This window comes from Novosphingobium oxfordense (assembly GCF_044029435.1).
Taxonomy (GTDB): domain Bacteria; phylum Pseudomonadota; class Alphaproteobacteria; order Sphingomonadales; family Sphingomonadaceae; genus Novosphingobium.
This window is the reverse complement of record NZ_CP147008.1, coordinates 1,683,074-1,700,019: the sequence shown is the minus strand read 5'-3', so window position 1 is coordinate 1,700,019 and position 16,946 is coordinate 1,683,074. Positions and strand designations below refer to the sequence as shown.

The window sequence follows — 16,946 nt, the reverse complement described above, 5'->3', positions numbered from 1 at the left end:
CCATGACGCACCGGGCTCCGCGAAGATCGATCTCGACAAAGCCGACGACGGTTCCCTCGAAGACACTGCGGAACCGGTGTTGTTCTCGCGAAAGATCGAAGACGAGAATGTGAAAGCCCTCGAAGCGGCCCTCCACGTATTTGGGTACATAACGGATCGCCGCTTCGCGCAATCCGCCGCGGCAATGCGGGACTTCAGCCTCGAACGAGACTGTCTCACCGGCAGCCACCCTCTCCAGATAAGGGCGCCGCTCGGCATAGAGCGCTCCCCCCAAAAAATCGAGCATATGCTTGCCAACGAGCTGCTCCGGCGTCCGCCCGTACCAATGGATGTGATGATCGTTGGCAAAGCGGCAGACATGCTCCGCATCGAAAAACGAGATCAGCGCGGGAACGGCATCGGCTGTCGAAACACCGTAGTCGCCGATACCAACCCCTAATCGCGTGTCTGACATTCCGGCAAGCCTCGCATCGAACTTTGATGCCGCCGCCGTCGAAACCTTGCAGATGCATAGCCGGGGAGCGGTAACAGGGGCAGGATATTGCTCGCTTGCAATCGCAACAATCGCTCCGCCTCGGGGGCGGCTTCCCCCCCCCGATCGGGGGGATGCGCGCGATCCGGCCATCGCGTATCGGTCCGCTCATACGCGCGTATGGGGTTCGCCAAGCGGCAGGATGAGCCACATTGCCACGTGCCATGGGCATTATGCCCCCAAGAGGATCGGAATCGTGGACCTGCCTGTCGATCACCCTGCCCCATCACCGACTTCGTCGGAACGCATCAGGGAGCTGCTCGTGAGAAACCTTCGCGAAGTGTTCGGCGAGAACGACCCGGACCGGCGCCTCGCGGCACTGAACGAACTCTGGACCGAGGATTGCGCGCTTCATGTGCCGCCGGGCGTCATACGGGGCCGAGAGGAGATCGCAGCCTTCGCAGGCCAGCTTCGCGCCGCGCATCCCGATTTCGTCTATACCCCGATCGACGAGGCTCAGGTGCAGCCCGATGCGGGCCGGCTTGCCTGGGGATCCGGGCCGTCCGGCGAGCCTGCCCGATACACGGGGTGGGACGTGGCGATCACCAAAAATGGCCGGATCGCGACCTTGATCGTCTTTCTGGACAAAGCAGGAGAATGACGGTGCCAGCCTCCGGACCGTCGCAGGCATGGCCCTGCATCAAGCTGCGCTGGACGCGGACGGCGCAAGCATGACAAGACGCTTCCCATCATGAGCCATACAGAAGATGCCCAGACGATTCACGTCGTCGATGACGATCCCTCGATCCGGGTCGCGCTCGACGGGCTATTTCGGTCGGTCGGCTATGCAGTGCGTACCTTTGCCAGCGCGTCCGAGTTCATGGCTTCGGGACGCGCCACGGCGGCCGGTTGCGTGATCCTCGATGTACGTCTGCCCGGTGTCAGCGGGCTGGATTTTCAAGTGCAGCTCGCCGAGGCCGGGGTGCGGATGCCGGTCATCCTGATGACGGGGCACGGCGATATTCCCATGAGCGTGCGCGGGATGAAAGCCGGTGCAGTGGACTTCCTGCCCAAGCCCTTCCGAGAGCAGGACATGCTGGACGCCGTGACCACGGCACTTGGCCGCGATGCCAGGCAGCGCGCCGAGCGGCAAGGTTCGCAAGAACTGCGCGAGCGCTATGCCTTGCTGTCTCCGCGGGAGCGGGAGGTCATGGGTTTCGTCGCACAAGGCCGGATGAACAAGCAGATCGCCTGGGATCTCGAACTCAGCGAAATCACCATCAAGATCCATCGCGGCAATGCCATGCGGAAGATGGGCGCCCGAAACCTTGCCGATTTCGTGAAGATGGCAGAGGCCGTCAAGGACCTGGCCTGACACGGCGCACGTGGTGCCCAGTGCCCGCCGACGCCCTCTCTCATACCCGCGTATTATGCTCTAGCGCGCGCGTATCAGGCGCCGATACGCGCGCCTGAACGCATCCTCCTGCTTCCTTTCCTATCATCGGCAGTGTCCCGCCTCGCACCGCATCTTCGGATGACGAAGCCGACCGGGCCAGCCCATGGAAAGGACAATCGAGATGCCGACCAACGAAGACGTGATCCGTTCGCTTTATGCCTGCGCCGAAGGTGAAGGCAGGAACACCGCGCAGTTCGTTTCGCTGTTCACCGAGGACGGCTATTTCTGGGACGTCGCCGCCGGCCAGAAGTATTACGGCGAAGAGATCGGTGACACGGTCGACATCTATGCCGAAGCCTTTCCGGACATGCATCGCGCGCTGGATAAGTTCTACGTGGACGGCGATGTAGTCATCGTCGAACTGAGCCTCAACGGCACGCACCGCGGCGACCTGAAGCTTCCCGCCGGAACGATCAGGGCCACCGGCAACGAAATTCACGCACCCTGCTGCGACGTGTTCCAACTTCGCGACGGCAAGGTGGCCTCATTCCACTGCTACACGGCGGCCACCGTCCTCCTCGCGCAGCTTGGTGTGTTCGGAAATCTCGAAGCGGCACTGCAACTCTGAGCCGACATCCCAGCAAGGATCCCGTCATGCCTATCACTTCCATCTGCGAAGCCGGCATCTGCGAAGCCGGCATCGGCCAAGCCGGTGTTGATCGCCGTCATTTCATGGGCGTCGCGGCTGCAACTGCAGGCGTCGCCACGGTTCTCGCAGGCGCGGCCCAAGCGCGCCCTGCGGGCGGCCGCTCTCAGCCCTTGCTCCCTGCTTCGGATGAAACGATCGCGCCATTTCGCGTCGAAACCGACGAAGCAGCGCTCGTCCAGTTGCGCCAGCGCCTTTCGCTGACGCGCTGGCCGGAAAAGGAGACCGTTGGAGACTGGTCGCAAGGCGCCCCCTTGAACGATACCCGTGCGCTGGTGGACTACTGGCGAACCGGCTACGATCCAGTGCGGCTGGCCAGGCGCCTCAACGCCTTGCCCCAATTCCGCACCCGGATCGACGGTCTGGGCATCCACTTCATCCATGTGCGCTCACGCCACCCTCAGGCACGTCCGATCGTCCTGACCCATGGCTGGCCCGGATCGGTCGTCGAATTCCTAGACGTGATTGGCCCATTGACCGATCCCACCGCCCACGGCGGCAAGGCCGAAGACGCATTCCACGTAGTCATCCCCTCGCTCCCCGGCTTCGGCTTTTCGGACAAGCCGACGGAACGGAGTTGGGGGCTTCCACGCATCGCCCGCGCCTGGGGCACGCTGATGAACCGCCTCGGCTACGACCGTTATCTGGCCCAGGGTGGGGACTGGGGCGCGGGTGTCACGACCTGGATGGCAAAGCAGCATGTCCCCGGCCTTGCCGGTGTGCACCTCAACCTGCCGATCCTGTTTCCGCCGCCGCTTGTGGGCCAACCCACTGCGGAAGAGCAGGCCTCGATCGCGCAGCTGGTTGCTTACGGTACGAGCGAGTCCGGTTATGCGATCCTGCAGGGTACGCGGCCACAGACAGTCGGCTACGCTCTCGCGGACTCGCCGGCCGGTCAGGCCGCGTGGATCTACGAAAAGCTGGCGGCCTGGAGCGATTCCGCTCATCATCCGGAACAGGAAATCGGCCGGGACCGCATGTTGGACAACATCATGCTCTACTGGTTGACGGACAGCGCGGCCTCCTCGGCAAGGCTCTATGCAGAAAGCTTCGCTACCGACTTCACCCCCCAGAAGCTCGACCTTCCCGTCGCGGTCAGTGTGTTTCCCGGCGAGATATTCCGCCCGCTGAAAGTCTGGGGCGAACGGATGTATTCGAAGCTGACCTACTGGTCCGAAGCGGCTCGCGGGGGACACTTCGCGGCGTTCGAGCAGCCCGCGATCTTCACGGAAGAACTGCGCCGCGCCGCGCCCGCATTATGGTGAAGGGCGGCATCGCCGTCGGCGCGCTCTTGCTGGCGGCAGTGGCCGGTGCCACTGCCGCATTCGCCCAGCAGGGCGCGCATCCTGTTGACGGTTCGGACGCAGTGCTCGACGTCGGCGGCATCGATCATATCGGCATCAACGTGCCGGATGCCGGAAAGTCCGCACAATTCTTCCATGACCTGATCGGCACCCGCGTGGTGTCCGACTGGAGGCCCGCTCCGGTCAAAAAGCAATGGAAGCGCCGCTTTCGCTGGCATGCCGGGGCGCGGCTGAACCGCCTGATGATGATCGAGGCCAGGGATGGCTCGAAGATCGAGCTGTTCGAATATGCATCGCCCATCGCCTCGCACAAGCAGCCGCATGAGGACGATGCGAGTGCGACCCACATCGCGCTCAAGGCCCACGATCCCGCCCGCGCGCTGGCGGCGGTCAGAGCCATTGGTCTGCCTGTTCTGAACGATCCCGTGACACTGTCCGACGGGTCACGCTGGTTCTATTTCCTCAGCCCGTGGGGCTCGCAGATCGAACTGGTCTTCCCCCCGGGCAAGTGACGCTTAGAGGTCGGCGAGGGGCGGCCGACCGCCCCTCACCCCTCGCCCCTCACTCCTCGCCCCTCACTCCTCGCCCCCCGCCTCCTCACGAAACCTTCCCGCGCGGATCGTCGATATGCATGCGGGCAACGTCGTAGCGCACCCCTTCGCGGTGAAGTATCCGCACCGTCTTCACGACCGTCGACAAGGCCGCCAGGAAGCTCTCTGCTTCCTCGTGGTTCTCGTAGGCAGCCTGGTCGGCCCAGCCTTCGAGCAGGTGGAAAGTGTTGGGGTCCGTCAGGTCCTGCGCAAAGGCATAATATACGCAGCCCGGCATTTTCTGCGCGGCCGTCATCTCGGGGACGACCGCATCGATGAAAGCCTGCCGGTCTTCGGGATGAACCCGGTAATAAGCGCTGACAGTGACTTCGGTGGAAAGCGTCTTGTCGTGGTCGGCCATCGTGGCCTCCTTTCGAAACTGCTGAGGATTGCCGCCCCAAGGACGGGTGATGATCCAAACTAGGGATACCCCGCTCCAACCCCAATTGTGCCTGCGAGCGACCCGATCATACCTGCGTATGAGTTCATGAAACCAAGAGTTCGACCGGGAACCTTTGCGTCTGATCGCAGCGGCATCGTCGATGGCCTAGCTGAAGCAACGATCACTCCCCCCCTGAACAAGGACGCAAAGCATGACATCCGGGCATTCCCGCCGCCAGGCCTTCGCCGAACTCGGCAAGGGCGCCGCAATCGCAGCCGTTGCGGCGGCAGTCGCCCCGGCAATGGCGGAGGCGCAGGGGCTCCGCCTTCCGCCGGTTTCTTCCGCGATCACGCCTTTTCGGGTTGAAGTGCCCCAGGTCGCGATCGACGACCTCAAGCTGCGCCTGCGGCTGACCCGCCTGCCCGAACGCGAAACGACAAGCGACTGGTCGCAGGGCGTACCGCTGGCGAAAGCCCAGGCCCTGATCGCCTACTGGCGCGACCGCTACGACTGGCGCAGGTTCGAGCGCCGCATCAACGCCTACCCGCAGTTCCGCACCGAGATCGACGGGCTCGGCATTCACTTCATTCATGTCCGCTCGCGCCACCCCGGGGCTCTCCCGATCATCCTCACACATGGCTGGCCCGGCTCCATTGTGGAGTTCCTCGATGTCATCGGACCGCTTACCGACCCGACCGCCCATGGCGGCAAGGCCGAGGATGCCTTCGACGTCGTGATCCCCTCGCAGCCCGGTTTCGGGTTCTCCGACAAGCCTTCGGCTACCGGTTGGGACGTAGTCCGCACGGCCAAGGCCTGGGGCATGCTGATGAAGCGGCTCGGCTACACCCGCTGGGTGGCACAGGGCGGGGACTGGGGCGCGGGCGTTACCCATGCGTTGGGCCATGTGCGCCCTGATGGCCTAGTCGCGGCCCATGTGAACTGGCCGCTCGTCATTCCCGCGCAGCCCCCCACCACGCTGACGAGCGAGGAACAGGCCTGCCTGACCGCGATCGGCGCGTTCCTGAACGACCAGTTCGGCTACTTCAAGGAACAGGGCACACGGCCCCAGACGATCGGTTATTCACTCGCGGATTCGCCGATCGGTCAGGCGACCTGGATCTACGAGAAGTTCCAGGCCTGGACCGACAATCACGGCAATCCCGAGGATGCGCTGAGCATCGACCAGATGCTCGACGATATCTCGCTCTACTGGTTCACCAACAGCGCCGCATCGTCCGCCAGGATCTACTGGGAAAACACCCGCAACGGTGGCGGCTTCGATGCAGGCACGATCGAACTGCCGATGGCCGCGACGATCTTTCCGAAGGAGATCTACCGCGCGCCCAAAGCCTGGGCCCAGGCCCGATGGCCCAACATGTTCTATTGGAACGAAGTCGACCGCGGAGGACATTTCGCCGCCTTCGAGCAGCCGCAGTTATTTTCCGAGGAGATGCGCCGGGCCTTCCGCACGATGCGCCGCGCCTGAGCCATCTTCGACACCGCACCAGCACTCTACCATCCCCAACCAGAAGGCTTTCCCATGTCCCAACGTCTCGGCGGAAAAATCGCCGTCATCACCGGCGCCACCAGCGGCATCGGCCTCGCCACCGCCAAGGTCTTCGTCGCCGCCGGTGCCAAAGTGTACATCACCGGACGCCGGCAGGACGTTCTCGACAAGGCGGTCGCCGAAATCGGCGGTGATGTGACCGGAATCCGTGCAGATTCTGCCAGCATGGCCGATCTGGACACTCTCTTCGCGCAAGTGAAGGCCGAAGCGGGCCGGATTGACGTCCTCTACACCGCTGCCGGCGGCGGCAGCATGCTGCCCCTCGGCCAGATCACTGAGGAACAGGTCGACGACACCTTCGACCGCAACGTCAAGGGCGTGATCTTCACCGTGCAAAAGGCCCTGCCGCTGATGGGCAAGGGCGGATCGATCATTCTCACAGGATCGACCGCCGGGACCGAGGGCACCGCCGCGTTCAGCGTCTATTCCGCATCCAAAGCCGCCGTGCGCAACCTGGCGCGCAGTTGGGCTCTCGATCTCAAGGACAGCGGTATTCGCGTGAACGTCGTCAGTCCCGGCGCCACCCGCACGCCCGGCCTGGTCGAACTGGCGGGCGAGGATGAGCAGGCGCAGCAAGGGCTGCTCGACTATCTCGCCTCGCGCATTCCCCTGGGACGGGTTGGTGAGGCGGAAGAGATCGGCAAGGCCGTCCTCTTCCTGGCGAGCGACGATGCCAGCTTCGTCAACGGCGCCGAACTCTTTGCTGATGGCGGACAGGCGCAGGTCTGATCCTGAACCAAACCGCCCGGCGCCCGATCGCTCCTCCCCCCGATCCGCGATCGGGCGCCAAACCTCTCGACGCCAAACCTCTCGCCGAAAGAAGCCCCATGCGTTCCGTCCTTTATCGCCGTCATGGCGTCCCATCCGAAGTGCTCGAAACCGTTGAGGTCGCGGCGCCGCCGCCTCCCCCGCCCGGACATGTCGTCGTTCGCGTGCACGTACGGCCCGTTCACTATGGCGACTTGCTTGGCATCGCCGGCCGCTACCGCAGCGGCGCCGACCGATCAGTGCCTGCGGAGGGCAATCCGGTCGGGTTCGAAGGGCTGGGTGAAATCGAAGCCGTCGGGGATGGGGTCGAGTTCGATGTAGGAACCCGCGTCGCATTCTTTCCCGGTCGCGGCGCCTGGAGCGAATACGCCACTGTCGCGGCTGAGTACGTTACGGCGATCCCTAACGACATTTCAGACGATATCGGTGCGCAGCTTCACGTAAATCCGCTCACCACCGCACTGCTGCGGCGTGCGGTGGATCAAGCCGGTGTAGTGGCGGGCCAGGACGTCGTCGTGCTCACCGCCGCCGGATCGGCCGTCGCGCGCTTGACGATCACAACCCTTGCCGCTGCCGGGATTGCGGTTGTCGGCCTCGTCCGCAGCGAGGAAGGCGCGGAACTACTGCGTGACCAACTGCCCTGGCTGCAGGTGATTGCAACCGAGCATCCACAATGGAGAGACGAGCTTCAAAGTGCCATTGGAACACGTCCGATCAAGGCAGTCCTCGATCCGGTCGGCGGGCAGTTGGCCAGTGAACTGGCAAACCTCTTGTCGAACGGCGGTTCGCTGATCTCCTATGGCGATCTTTCGGGCGAGCCGATCTCGGTGCCCGCACTGGCCTTCTCGACGCGCAATGTCCGCATCTTCGGCGTGACCGTAGGCACCTGGGCACAATTGCCGGCAGCCCAGCGCGCGGAAGACCTGCGGATCGCGATCGACCTTGCCCTACGCCACCCCGAGCTATTTCCGGTAGCGGCGTGTTACGACCTCGTCGACGCCCGCGATGCAGCCGCACATGTCGAAAGGCCAGGCAAGACCGGTGTGGTGCTCCTGATCTCCTGAAGCCCGCACACCCTGCCAGTCGAGCAGAAGTATAAGCCAGCGAAGCAGATACAATTGATGGAGAACTCCAGGATCATGACGGCGGACGTTGGTGGCACCGCATGGGGCAGGCAGGGCAGAATTGTCCTCGGAGACAAAGGCATTCTCCGGGATGGCAGGCTCGCTTGGGCACGAAGTCTGGCGTGGATGGTAGCCATGTTGGTCGTGGCGTCGCCATCCTGTCGCTTCAGTCGGCCGTGAAATCGCTGTTTCCCGGCGATGCGATAACGCTGGGCATGGCCTTCGTTTGTACCCTGCTTGCCTACGCAGCCTATTTTGCGATGGTACGCCTCGGCGAGGGTCGCTGGCCTTCCGAGCTGGCTATTGCTCCGCTTCTGCGCGAATATCTGACTGGTTTTCTCGCCGGTTGCGGAATCATAACAATAGTGGTCGGCTCACTCTGGTTGGCGGGGCAGTACGACGTTTCCAGGGGCGACTGGTCGGACTGGCCCCATGACCTGCGTGAGACGATTGGTACCGGTCTTCTAGAAGAACTGCTGGCGCGCCTGATCCTCTTCCGCCTGCTCGCCCGCGCTTTTGGATTACCCGCCGGTTTTCTGGTTTCCGCTGCCGCATTCGGCGCCGCACATCTGGCGAACCAGAATGCCTCCCCTCTCGCCGCAATTGCGATCGCGATCGAAGCCGGGCTTCTCTTTGCCAGCTTCTACTTCCTGACCGGGCGTGTTTGGATGTCCGCGGGGATCCACGCAGGCTGGAATCTGGCGCTCGGCGGCATCTTCGGCGCGCGCGTATCGGGCATGATGGGAGAGGGCAGCTTTCTTGTCAGCCTGCCAAGCCGGGATTCCTGGGGTCTGATCACAGGCGGTGCGTTCGGCCCCGAGGCATCAATCCCCGCGATAATTGTGGGGCTAGCGGCATTCATAGTGACTATGAGCATTGCGCCAAAAGCCATGACCGATACCCCACAGCAGCAATTACAAGTGAATTCGCCGCCTTAGTTGACGTTGGTTGCGCCAACCACCTGCCTTTTCTTGCCGAACACAGGAAAGGCGCTGGCCTTACCATAATCGGTGTCGCCAGCAGCGCCCATCAGGGTTTCCATGTCCGCATCGGAAATCTCGAAATCCACTGCGGCGTTATTTCGCATGTGATCGACGCTGGTCGTCTTGGGCAGAGGCAGCAGCCCAAGTTGCAGGCAATAGCGGATGCACAATTGCGCAATGCCGACATCGTATTTCGCCGCTAGCGCCGTAAGTTGGGGGTCATGCAGCACTGCGCCATGAGCAACGGGCGAGTAGGCTTCGACCAACATGCCCTTGCTGCGGCTATAATCGATCAGGTCGAAAGGCGTGTTGCCGACGTGGGCCAGAACCTGGTTGACCATCGGTGAAACGGTGCCGTTCTCGATCAGGTTGTCGAGGTCTGCTTGCTCGAAGTTGGACACACCGATCGCGCGAAGTTTGCCGGCAGCATAGGCTTCCTCAAGCGCACGCCACGCCTCAAGATTGCCTTCGTCGAACCGGGTGTCCTCGCGAAATTCGGCCCAAGGTTGCGGGCTGTGGATCAACATCAGGTCAATATGGTCGACACCCAATGCCTTGAGTGATCCATCAATGCGCTGCCTGGCGTCATCATAGCTCTTGGATTCGGCGGCCAACTTGGTGGTTAGGAACACGTCGTCCCGCACAATGCCGCTGGCGCGCAGTCCTTCGCCCACGCCGCGTTCGTTGGCATAAGCCTGCGCCGTATCGATGTGACGATAGCCGACGCCGAGCGCATCGCGCACGATCGGGACAACGGCTTCATCCGCGATCCGCCAAGTGCCGAGGCCCAGCTTGGGGATCTCCACGCCGTTCGAAAGGGTGAATGTCTCTTCGAAAATCATGGCTGATTCCTTCGATCTTACCGGCAATCGCCGTAATTCGAACGTCTTGCTGGGCGGTTCTACCCGCCACACGATCACAAGAATAATACCGCCTATGCCAGAACGCATCATGAGATTATCTCATCGCTCCATGGCGGCGATCTCATGACACGCAATGGGTCCGATCGTGTTCTTATTACCGACAAGGAAGCACCGCTTCCGCCCGGTCGTGAAAGGAACCGCAATGTATCTCAAGCGCGCTGGCAGCCAGCCCTCTCAGGTCGGCCCCGCAGAATTCTTCACCGGCACCGTGCGGATCGATCCGCTGAACGCGCCGCCGGAACCGGCCCGGCATAGCTGCGCGGCGGTCACCTTCGAACCCGGCGCACGCAGCGCATGGCACACCCACCCGCTGGGCCAGACGCTGGTCGTCACTGCCGGCTGCGGATGGACGCAGTGTGAGGGCGAGCCGATCGTCGAAATCCGCGCAGGCGACGTGATCTGGTGCCCGCCGGGACACAAGCACTGGCATGGGGCCAGCCCGACAACCGCGATGACCCACATCGCGATCCAGGAGGCGCTGGATGGCAAGAACGTCGTCTGGATGGAGAAGGTGACCGACGAGGAATACCTCGCCGGCCCGCCCAGCGCCTGACCCGCAAGCAGAGGAATTTCAACATGCAACAGCGTGAACTGGGCAAAAACGGTCCCAGAGTATCGGCCATAGGCCTGGGCTGCATGGGCATGAGCTGGTCCTACGGCCCGCCCAAGGATCGACGGGAGATGATCGCCCTCATCCGCGAGGCCGTGGAACGGGGCGTGACCTTCTTCGACACCGCCGAAGTCTATGGGCCGCGCGTCAACGAGGATTTGGTCGGTGAGGCCCTCGAACCCTTCAAGGGGCAAGTCTTCATCGCCACCAAGTTCGGGTTCGAAGCGGCGCCCGGCGACACGGATCGCTGGAGCAAGTTAAACAGTCGGCCCGAGCACATCCGCAAAGTGGTGGAGGAATCGCTCGCCCGCCTGCGGGTCGAGGCGATCGACCTTTATTATCAGCACCGCGTCGATCCCGATGTGCCGATCGAGGATGTCGCAGGTGCGGTGAGGACGCTGATCGAGGAAGGCAAAGTCAAGCATTTCGGCCTGTCCGAAGCCGGCGTCGGCACCATACGCCGCGCGCATGCCGTGCAGCCGGTGGCCGCATTGCAGAGCGAATATTCGCTGTGGTGGCGCGAACCGGAGGATGAAGTCATTCCCGCGCTGCTGGAACTGGGCATCTCGCTCGTGCCATTCAGCCCGCTGGGCAAGGGCTTCCTGACGGGCACGCTCGGCGCGGACACGGCATTCGGCAGCGATGATTTCCGCAGCACAGTCCCACGCTTTCAGGCGGAGAACATCAAGGCCAACCAAGCGCTGGTGGACATCGTCCGCCGCTTCGCCGCCGAGCGAGGTGCAACCCCCGCGCAAGTGGCACTGGCCTGGCTGCTGGCCAAGCATCCCTCCATTGTGCCGATCCCCGGCACCACGAAGCTGGAGCGGCTCGTCGAGAACCTGGGAGCCGCCTCCCTCGCTCTTTCGGGTGACGATGTGGAAGCGCTCGAGACTGCATCCAGCCAAGTTCGCATCGCCGGCGACCGTTACTCGGCTGCACAAGCCGCGATGGTGGGGCGCTGACATGGCGGTGCATTACGACTTCTCCGGCCAAGTCGCCTTCGTCACCGGTGCGGGCAAAGGCATGGGCCTCGCCGCCGCGCAGGCCTTCGCCCGTGCGGGCGCCGCCGTCCTGCTAGCGGATATCGACGGCGATCTTGCCGAAACCGAGGCTGCCAAGCTTCGCCACGCGGGACACCGCTCCATCGGTGTCGCGTGCAACGTGGCCGACGAGGCGCAAGTAGCCGCCGCGGTAGACCGCGCGGTGGCGGAGTACGGCCGCCTAGACATGGCGTTCAACAACGCCGGCATCCAGGTGCCGCCCAGCGATGCCGCCGACGAGCCTGCGGAAAACTTCGATCGGGTCAATGCCGTCAACTTGCGCGGGGTCTGGGCCTCCATGAAGCATGAGCTTCGACATATGCGGGCGCAGGGTTCCGGCGCGATCGTCAATTGCTCCTCGCTCGGCGGACTTGTCGGCCTGCCCAGTCGCGCGGCCTACCACGCGTCCAAGCACGGCGTGATCGGCCTCACCAAAAGCGCAGCGGTTGAATATGCGCCGCGTGGCATCCGGATCAACGCCGTTTGCCCCGGCACCATCGACACGCCGATGGTCGCCGAAATGCTCGACGGTCAATCGGATGCCATGACCGAAATCCTGAAGATGCAACCGATTGGCCGCCTCGGTCATGCGGACGAAGTGGCCCAGGCCGTGCTCTGGCTGTGCAGCCCCGGTTCCAGCTTCGTCCTTGGCGTCGCGCTGCCTGTCGACGGCGGCTTCGTCGCGCAATGATCGGCGCCATCCCCATGCGCCTCCTTCTTCCAGCCATGACAGGACTGATACTCATGACAAACGCAGCACAGGCTCAGCAGCCCAATGTTGAAACCCGCCGCCTTTCACCCGAACAGGTCCGCAACGTGGCCCCCGCGCTCGAAAAGTACACGCAAAAGCGTCTCTATGGCGAAGTGTGGAACCGAACCGGCCTCAACCGGCGGGAACGCAGCCTCATCACCGTGGCCGCGCTGATCGCACGCGGACAGGTATCCGCGCTGACCTACTACACCGATCAAGCGATCGAGAACGGCGTGAAACCGCGCGAAATTTCCGAGACGATCACCCACCTCGCTTACTATTCGGGTTGGGGCAGTGCGATGGCGGCGGTTGGCCCCGTCGGCGAAGTCTTTGCCCGGCGCGAGATCGGCAGCGATCAGCTTCCCGCCGAAACGCCACCGCCGCTCCCTCTAGACGAGGCAGCCGAAGCCGTGCGCAAGCAAAGGGTGGGCGAGTTGTACGGCAGCGTTGCGCCCGGTCTGGTCGGTTACACCACCGACTATCTGTTTCGCGACCTTTGGCTCCGCCCCGATCTCGCCCCGCGTGACCGCAGCCTGGTGACGGTGGCGGCTCTGATCGCCGGCGGACAGACGGAGCAGGTCGGCTACCATCTTGGCCGTGCGATGGACGCTGGTCTCACGCAGGAACAGGCGGCAGAGGTGATCACCCACCTCGCCTTCTATGTCGGTTGGCCCAACGCCATGTCCGCCTTGGCGGTGGCCAAGGACGTCTTCGCCCAGCGCGCCGCGAAATGAGAGGAGGCATGGCCTTACGCCTTGCCGGTGCAGTGACGATTGCTGCGGTTTGCATAGCGACTCCGGTCGCAGCCCAAACCGCAGACACTCGGATCAGCCGCGATGGAGAGCGTAGCGCAACGCCCGGACCGTCCAAAAACTTCACCGGTTCCGTTTCGGCGCGTCCCCTGTTTCCCGCCGCGCCGCCCAGCACGGTATCGGCTGGCGAAGTGACGTTTCAGCCGGGCGCGCGATCGAACTGGCATCGCCATCCGATGGGCCAGCACCTCATCGTCACCGCTGGTCGGGGCTGGACGCAGGTGGAAGGCGGCTCAGTTGTCGAAATGCGGCCCGGCGACGTGATCTGGTGCCCGCCCGGGGTAAAGCACTGGCATGGGGCATCCCCCGACCAGGGCGTCACCCATATCGCGATCCAGGAAACGGTCGATGGCACGAACGTAGAGTGGCTCGAACCGGTCACCGCCACCCAGTACCGGCGATAGGCCGCCTGTCGGCAGCCATGGTACAAACCCGCTTTGGATCGCGCGAAAGCACTTCTATGAGCAGAAAAGCCACAGGAGCATCCTATCCCGCGATGAGCTTCAGCCGATCAGACATAGCCAACCTCAGCTACTTCCTGGCCATTGCCCGGCACAGGAACTTCCGACGCGCTGCCCTCGAACTCGGCGTCAGCGCTTCGGCACTCAGCCACTCGCTACGCGGTCTTGAAGAGCGGCTCGACGTGCGACTGCTCAACCGAACGAACCGCAGCGTCACATTGACAGCCGCCGGTGAGGCGCTGCTGGCCGAGATCGCCGAACCGTTCGAGCGTATCGATGGGGCAATGGACACGCTTAATCGTTTTCGCGGCTCCCCAGTCGGGCGCATCCGGCTGAACGTGCCTGACCAAGCCGCTATCCACCTGCTGGCGCCGGTGATGCCGGCCTTCCTCGATCGCTATCCCGAAATCGAAATAGACCTCTGCGTCAACAACAGCATCGTCGACATCGTAAACGAGGGATTCGACGCCGGGATCCGTTTCGGCGGAACCGTGCCTGCGGACATGATCGCCCAGCGCCTGACCCGCGACTTGCGGTGGGTGGTGGCCGGATCGCCGGCCTATCTGAAACGGTTCGGGGTTCCGCTGCATCCAAGCGACCTGCTCACCCATCGCTGCGTGCAAATCAAGCTGGGTGACGAGCGGATCTACAACTGGGAATTCGACCGGGGCGAGGAATCGCTTTCGATCGCAGTGCCCGGCCGCATCTCCATGAACGACAGCGAGACGGCTGTGGCGCTCGCCCGGCAGGGCGCCGCGCTGATCTATGCCACCGAAGAAAGCGTAGCAGAAGAAGTGGCACGCGGGGAACTGCAGCTGGTTCTGGCCGACTGGGCGTCGCTCGATGCGGGGCTGCACATCTACTATCCCAGCCGCAGGCAATTGCCGGTCCCGCTGCGGCTGTTGATCGACCTGATCCGGGAACTGAACCCAATCGGCGACTGAAGACGACGACCGCATACTGGAAGGCAACAATGAAGCTCCTACTGGCACCGCTCACCGCACTGTCCCTCGCCATCTGCATTGCCTCCGCGACGGCCCGGGAACAGGGGAACCTGGATCTAGGCCCGGCGATGGTGCGCATGGCGGAACTCGAAATCGAACCGGCACAGCTCGATGCCTACAAGGCGATCCTGGCTGCGGAGCAGGCAACCTCGGTCCGCCTGGAGCCAGGCGTACTGATGCTCCATTCCGTCTCTATCGCCGATGATCCAACCAAGATCAGGCTGCTCGAAGTCTATGCCAACAAAAGCGCTTACGAGAGCCACGTTCGATCGCCGCATTTCCTCAAGTACAAGGCTTTGACAGCAAATATGGTGCGATCGCTACGGCTTATAGACACCGACCCGATCCTCCTTTGCTCGAAGACCATGGCGACCAGAGTACCGCAAGCTGTCTGCCTAAGCCCGACCAAGTAACCTCTCGTTGATATTGCTCTGCGGGTATCACATCACAGCCGGGTATAATGGCAGCCACGCATCGAATGCCGGCAGATGAGCAGGCTGCCGCAGCCTTACGGCAGCCTGCTCGCACGCACTCCCCTACGTCTAAAGGGAATGGCCCGGCTGACGGCTAACTCGGTACAATTCTCCGGTTGCTTTGTCCGCACGCCGTGCACGCTCCGTCAGCCAGCGACGAAGTGGCTCATCAAACAGTTTCAGCCAGGCGATGGCCGCTGCGATGGCCAGGAAAAAAACGCCCAGTCCGACAATCGCGCCTAACCCCGGGGGCACCTTCCGGTCCGCCACCCACCCGGTGAAGATATAAATCAACGGATAGTGAGTGATGTACAGCGGATAAGACAGGTCTCCGAAAAATCGGGCAATCCGCAACGACGGGCCGCGGGGATCCTGGTGCCCCGCACCGATCGCCACGATCAGCGGGAACAACATCATTATGCAAACGGCTTCGTAAAGCCCATTAAGCCAAGGCGCGGCGGTGCCGCCGAAGCGAGGGACCGAAAGGGCAACGACGAGCAGCACACTGCACACGCCGAACGCTCCCTTCACAGGTACCCGCTTTCCCAATCGCATCAGCAGGATTCCCGCGAGAAACGGATAGGCGACACGGGTAAAGCCGATCCGCAACCCGTCTGCGTCGAGCGCCCAGCCCCCGATCAGATCGCCACGACCGCCGAACACCGCAAGGTCTACAAGGGCCACTGCAGCCAGTGCCAGTAGCACTGCCAATCCCCAATTCGAAAGCCGACGAAGAACCGTCGCATAGAATATATTGGCGACGTATTCGTAGAAAAGGGACCAGGCTGGACCGTTAAGCGGATAGGTTTCGTCCCACCCGCGAATGTCGAATGCCTTGGGAAGCGGAATCATCAGGCAACCCAGCACCGCGACGATCGCGATCTGAAGCGGAGTTGCATCCGCGACCTTGGGAAAGATCGAAAAGTTCTGAAATCCGAAGAGCGCCGCACCGAAAAGAGTGCCGGCTATTATCATCGGTTGAAGACGGATCAGACGCCGACGATAGAATTGCCACTGGCTCATTCGGCCCCAGCGATCATCGTAGGCATAGGCTATTACGAAGCCGGATAGCAGAAAGAAGAAGTCCACGGCGAGATAACCGTGGTTGATGATCTGGCGATGCGGATCGCCCTGGGCAAATGCCTCGAACAAATGGAATGCAACCACCAGTAGTGATGCCACACCGCGAAGGCCATCAAGCATAACGAAATGCTTCTTGGTGCCAACTTGGGCATTTCCCATTGCCGCTGCACCCAGGTCTTTCTTATCACTCATCAATGCGTCCTGTCCCATGACCACCTTGCTCGAACTTCGTACCCGCTTCTCATCGGCGGAAATCGACTAGACCGCATTCGCTGCGGTTGGCGGTGCGCCAACTCAGCTACCCGCAGTGTTGATTGCACCCGATTGTTGGGCGCGGGGCCCGCCTGCTCGTCGCCGCATCCGCAGTCAACGTTGTTTCGAAACAAAACTCCTGACCGCACGAAACCCTGCGGCAGTTGCGCAACCGGCGAATGGCGGAATCTGGAGTAGGCTGGCTCTTTCACGACGTCCGAACTCGGTCGTCTGCGGATGTTGAA

General features: G+C 62.8%; 19 protein-coding genes and 1 pseudogene. 16 read left to right on the top strand and 4 right to left on the bottom strand.

Annotated elements, in window-relative coordinates; genetic code table 11:
* Nucleotides 1–145: 145 nt before the first annotated feature.
* A pseudogene (locus tag WBP07_RS30225) lies at nucleotides 146–454 on the bottom strand (PAS domain-containing protein); the annotation flags it as partial.
* Nucleotides 455–728: 274 nt separating this feature from the next.
* On the opposite strand from WBP07_RS30225, the gene WBP07_RS30220 reads away from it, so the two are divergent.
* The 5 genes from WBP07_RS30220 (at nucleotide 729) to WBP07_RS30200 (ending at nucleotide 4,390) form a co-directional block, all read left to right on the top strand.
* On the top strand, nucleotides 729–1,133 hold the full coding sequence (locus tag WBP07_RS30220) for a nuclear transport factor 2 family protein (protein WP_395396929.1): 405 nt from the start codon (nucleotides 729–731) through the stop codon (nucleotides 1,131–1,133).
* Between the two features lie 90 nt (nucleotides 1,134–1,223).
* Nucleotides 1,224–1,847: a response regulator transcription factor gene (locus tag WBP07_RS30215; RefSeq protein ID WP_395396928.1), complete on the top strand. Its 624-nt coding sequence runs from the start codon at nucleotides 1,224–1,226 to the stop codon at nucleotides 1,845–1,847.
* A gap of 202 nt (nucleotides 1,848–2,049) precedes the next feature.
* On the top strand, nucleotides 2,050–2,496 hold the full coding sequence (locus WBP07_RS30210) for a nuclear transport factor 2 family protein (protein ID WP_395396927.1): 447 nt from the start codon (nucleotides 2,050–2,052) through the stop codon (nucleotides 2,494–2,496).
* 26 nt (nucleotides 2,497–2,522) lie between these two features.
* Nucleotides 2,523–3,839: an epoxide hydrolase family protein gene (locus WBP07_RS30205; protein WP_395396926.1), complete on the top strand. Its 1,317-nt coding sequence runs from the start codon at nucleotides 2,523–2,525 to the stop codon at nucleotides 3,837–3,839.
* Nucleotides 3,833–4,390: a VOC family protein gene (locus WBP07_RS30200; protein WP_395396925.1), complete on the top strand. Its 558-nt coding sequence runs from the start codon at nucleotides 3,833–3,835 to the stop codon at nucleotides 4,388–4,390. The genes WBP07_RS30205 and WBP07_RS30200 overlap by 7 nt, the downstream gene beginning before the upstream one ends.
* A gap of 85 nt (nucleotides 4,391–4,475) precedes the next feature.
* Here the strand turns inward: WBP07_RS30200 and WBP07_RS30195 are convergent, their stop codons facing one another.
* Nucleotides 4,476–4,829, bottom strand: a complete 354-nt coding sequence (locus WBP07_RS30195) for a putative quinol monooxygenase (protein ID WP_395396924.1) — start codon at nucleotides 4,827–4,829, stop codon at nucleotides 4,476–4,478.
* 232 nt (nucleotides 4,830–5,061) lie between these two features.
* On the opposite strand from WBP07_RS30195, the gene WBP07_RS30190 reads away from it, so the two are divergent.
* The 4 genes from WBP07_RS30190 (at nucleotide 5,062) to WBP07_RS30175 (ending at nucleotide 9,247) form a co-directional block, all read left to right on the top strand.
* Nucleotides 5,062–6,336, top strand: a complete 1,275-nt coding sequence (locus WBP07_RS30190; protein WP_395396923.1) for an epoxide hydrolase family protein — start codon at nucleotides 5,062–5,064, stop codon at nucleotides 6,334–6,336.
* A gap of 54 nt (nucleotides 6,337–6,390) precedes the next feature.
* Nucleotides 6,391–7,146, top strand: a complete 756-nt coding sequence (locus WBP07_RS30185; protein WP_395396922.1) for an SDR family NAD(P)-dependent oxidoreductase — start codon at nucleotides 6,391–6,393, stop codon at nucleotides 7,144–7,146.
* Nucleotides 7,147–7,244: 98 nt separating this feature from the next.
* Nucleotides 7,245–8,249 (top strand): zinc-binding dehydrogenase, encoded by a 1,005-nt coding sequence (locus tag WBP07_RS30180; RefSeq protein WP_395396921.1) that lies wholly within the window; start codon nucleotides 7,245–7,247, stop codon nucleotides 8,247–8,249.
* A gap of 164 nt (nucleotides 8,250–8,413) precedes the next feature.
* Complete coding sequence (locus tag WBP07_RS30175; RefSeq protein ID WP_395396920.1) at nucleotides 8,414–9,247, top strand: type II CAAX prenyl endopeptidase Rce1 family protein; 834 nt, start codon at nucleotides 8,414–8,416, stop codon at nucleotides 9,245–9,247.
* On the opposite strand, the gene WBP07_RS30170 is transcribed toward WBP07_RS30175, so the two are convergent.
* Nucleotides 9,244–10,245, bottom strand: a complete 1,002-nt coding sequence (locus WBP07_RS30170; RefSeq protein ID WP_395396919.1) for an aldo/keto reductase — start codon at nucleotides 10,243–10,245, stop codon at nucleotides 9,244–9,246. The genes WBP07_RS30175 and WBP07_RS30170 overlap by 4 nt on opposite strands.
* Before the next feature lie 112 nt (nucleotides 10,246–10,357).
* On the opposite strand from WBP07_RS30170, the gene WBP07_RS30165 reads away from it, so the two are divergent.
* The 7 genes from WBP07_RS30165 to WBP07_RS30135 are packed head-to-tail and all read left to right on the top strand — an operon-like array spanning nucleotide 10,358 to nucleotide 15,306.
* A complete protein-coding gene (locus WBP07_RS30165) occupies nucleotides 10,358–10,768 on the top strand; it encodes a cupin domain-containing protein (protein ID WP_395396918.1) in 411 nt (136 codons plus the stop codon).
* A 23-nt stretch (nucleotides 10,769–10,791) separates the two neighbouring features.
* A complete protein-coding gene (locus WBP07_RS30160; RefSeq protein WP_395396917.1) occupies nucleotides 10,792–11,787 on the top strand; it encodes an aldo/keto reductase in 996 nt (331 codons plus the stop codon).
* Nucleotide 11,788: 1 nt separating this feature from the next.
* Nucleotides 11,789–12,556: a glucose 1-dehydrogenase gene (locus WBP07_RS30155; protein ID WP_395396916.1), complete on the top strand. Its 768-nt coding sequence runs from the start codon at nucleotides 11,789–11,791 to the stop codon at nucleotides 12,554–12,556.
* Between the two features lie 53 nt (nucleotides 12,557–12,609).
* A complete protein-coding gene (locus WBP07_RS30150) occupies nucleotides 12,610–13,350 on the top strand; it encodes a carboxymuconolactone decarboxylase family protein (RefSeq protein ID WP_395396915.1) in 741 nt (246 codons plus the stop codon).
* An 8-nt stretch (nucleotides 13,351–13,358) separates the two neighbouring features.
* Entirely contained in the window at nucleotides 13,359–13,832 is a 474-nt protein-coding gene (locus tag WBP07_RS30145) for a cupin domain-containing protein (protein WP_395396914.1), read from the top strand.
* Between the two features lie 56 nt (nucleotides 13,833–13,888).
* A complete protein-coding gene (locus WBP07_RS30140; RefSeq protein WP_395396913.1) occupies nucleotides 13,889–14,833 on the top strand; it encodes a LysR family transcriptional regulator in 945 nt (314 codons plus the stop codon).
* A gap of 29 nt (nucleotides 14,834–14,862) precedes the next feature.
* Nucleotides 14,863–15,306 (top strand): putative quinol monooxygenase, encoded by a 444-nt coding sequence (locus WBP07_RS30135; RefSeq protein ID WP_395396912.1) that lies wholly within the window; start codon nucleotides 14,863–14,865, stop codon nucleotides 15,304–15,306.
* 129 nt (nucleotides 15,307–15,435) lie between these two features.
* Here the strand turns inward: WBP07_RS30135 and WBP07_RS30130 are convergent, their stop codons facing one another.
* The gene (locus WBP07_RS30130) at nucleotides 15,436–16,641 is read right to left on the bottom strand and encodes an acyltransferase family protein (RefSeq protein ID WP_395396911.1); all 1,206 of its coding nucleotides are present in this window, start codon (nucleotides 16,639–16,641) and stop codon (nucleotides 15,436–15,438) included.
* Between the last annotated feature and the right edge of the window lie 305 nt (nucleotides 16,642–16,946).

Excerpts from the sequence above, each read along its gene's own strand:
- WBP07_RS30215 (WP_395396928.1), top strand. The coding sequence starts at position 1,224 with ATGAGCCATACAGAAGATGCCCAGACGATTCACGTCGTCGATGACGAT.
- WBP07_RS30210 (WP_395396927.1), top strand. The coding sequence starts at position 2,050 with ATGCCGACCAACGAAGACGTGATCCGTTCGCTTTATGCCTGCGCCGAA.
- WBP07_RS30205 (WP_395396926.1), top strand. The coding sequence starts at position 2,523 with ATGCCTATCACTTCCATCTGCGAAGCCGGCATCTGCGAAGCCGGCATC.
- WBP07_RS30200 (WP_395396925.1), top strand. The coding sequence starts at position 3,833 with ATGGTGAAGGGCGGCATCGCCGTCGGCGCGCTCTTGCTGGCGGCAGTG.
- WBP07_RS30195 (WP_395396924.1), bottom strand. The coding sequence starts at position 4,829 with ATGGCCGACCACGACAAGACGCTTTCCACCGAAGTCACTGTCAGCGCT.
- WBP07_RS30190 (WP_395396923.1), top strand. The coding sequence starts at position 5,062 with ATGACATCCGGGCATTCCCGCCGCCAGGCCTTCGCCGAACTCGGCAAG.
- WBP07_RS30185 (WP_395396922.1), top strand. The coding sequence starts at position 6,391 with ATGTCCCAACGTCTCGGCGGAAAAATCGCCGTCATCACCGGCGCCACC.
- WBP07_RS30180 (WP_395396921.1), top strand. The coding sequence starts at position 7,245 with ATGCGTTCCGTCCTTTATCGCCGTCATGGCGTCCCATCCGAAGTGCTC.
- WBP07_RS30170 (WP_395396919.1), bottom strand. The coding sequence starts at position 10,245 with ATGATGCGTTCTGGCATAGGCGGTATTATTCTTGTGATCGTGTGGCGG.
- WBP07_RS30165 (WP_395396918.1), top strand. The coding sequence starts at position 10,358 with ATGTATCTCAAGCGCGCTGGCAGCCAGCCCTCTCAGGTCGGCCCCGCA.
- WBP07_RS30160 (WP_395396917.1), top strand. The coding sequence starts at position 10,792 with ATGCAACAGCGTGAACTGGGCAAAAACGGTCCCAGAGTATCGGCCATA.
- WBP07_RS30155 (WP_395396916.1), top strand. The coding sequence starts at position 11,789 with ATGGCGGTGCATTACGACTTCTCCGGCCAAGTCGCCTTCGTCACCGGT.
- WBP07_RS30150 (WP_395396915.1), top strand. The coding sequence starts at position 12,610 with ATGACAAACGCAGCACAGGCTCAGCAGCCCAATGTTGAAACCCGCCGC.
- WBP07_RS30145 (WP_395396914.1), top strand. The coding sequence starts at position 13,359 with ATGGCCTTACGCCTTGCCGGTGCAGTGACGATTGCTGCGGTTTGCATA.
- WBP07_RS30140 (WP_395396913.1), top strand. The coding sequence starts at position 13,889 with ATGAGCAGAAAAGCCACAGGAGCATCCTATCCCGCGATGAGCTTCAGC.
- WBP07_RS30135 (WP_395396912.1), top strand. The coding sequence starts at position 14,863 with ATGAAGCTCCTACTGGCACCGCTCACCGCACTGTCCCTCGCCATCTGC.
- WBP07_RS30130 (WP_395396911.1), bottom strand. The coding sequence starts at position 16,641 with ATGAGTGATAAGAAAGACCTGGGTGCAGCGGCAATGGGAAATGCCCAA.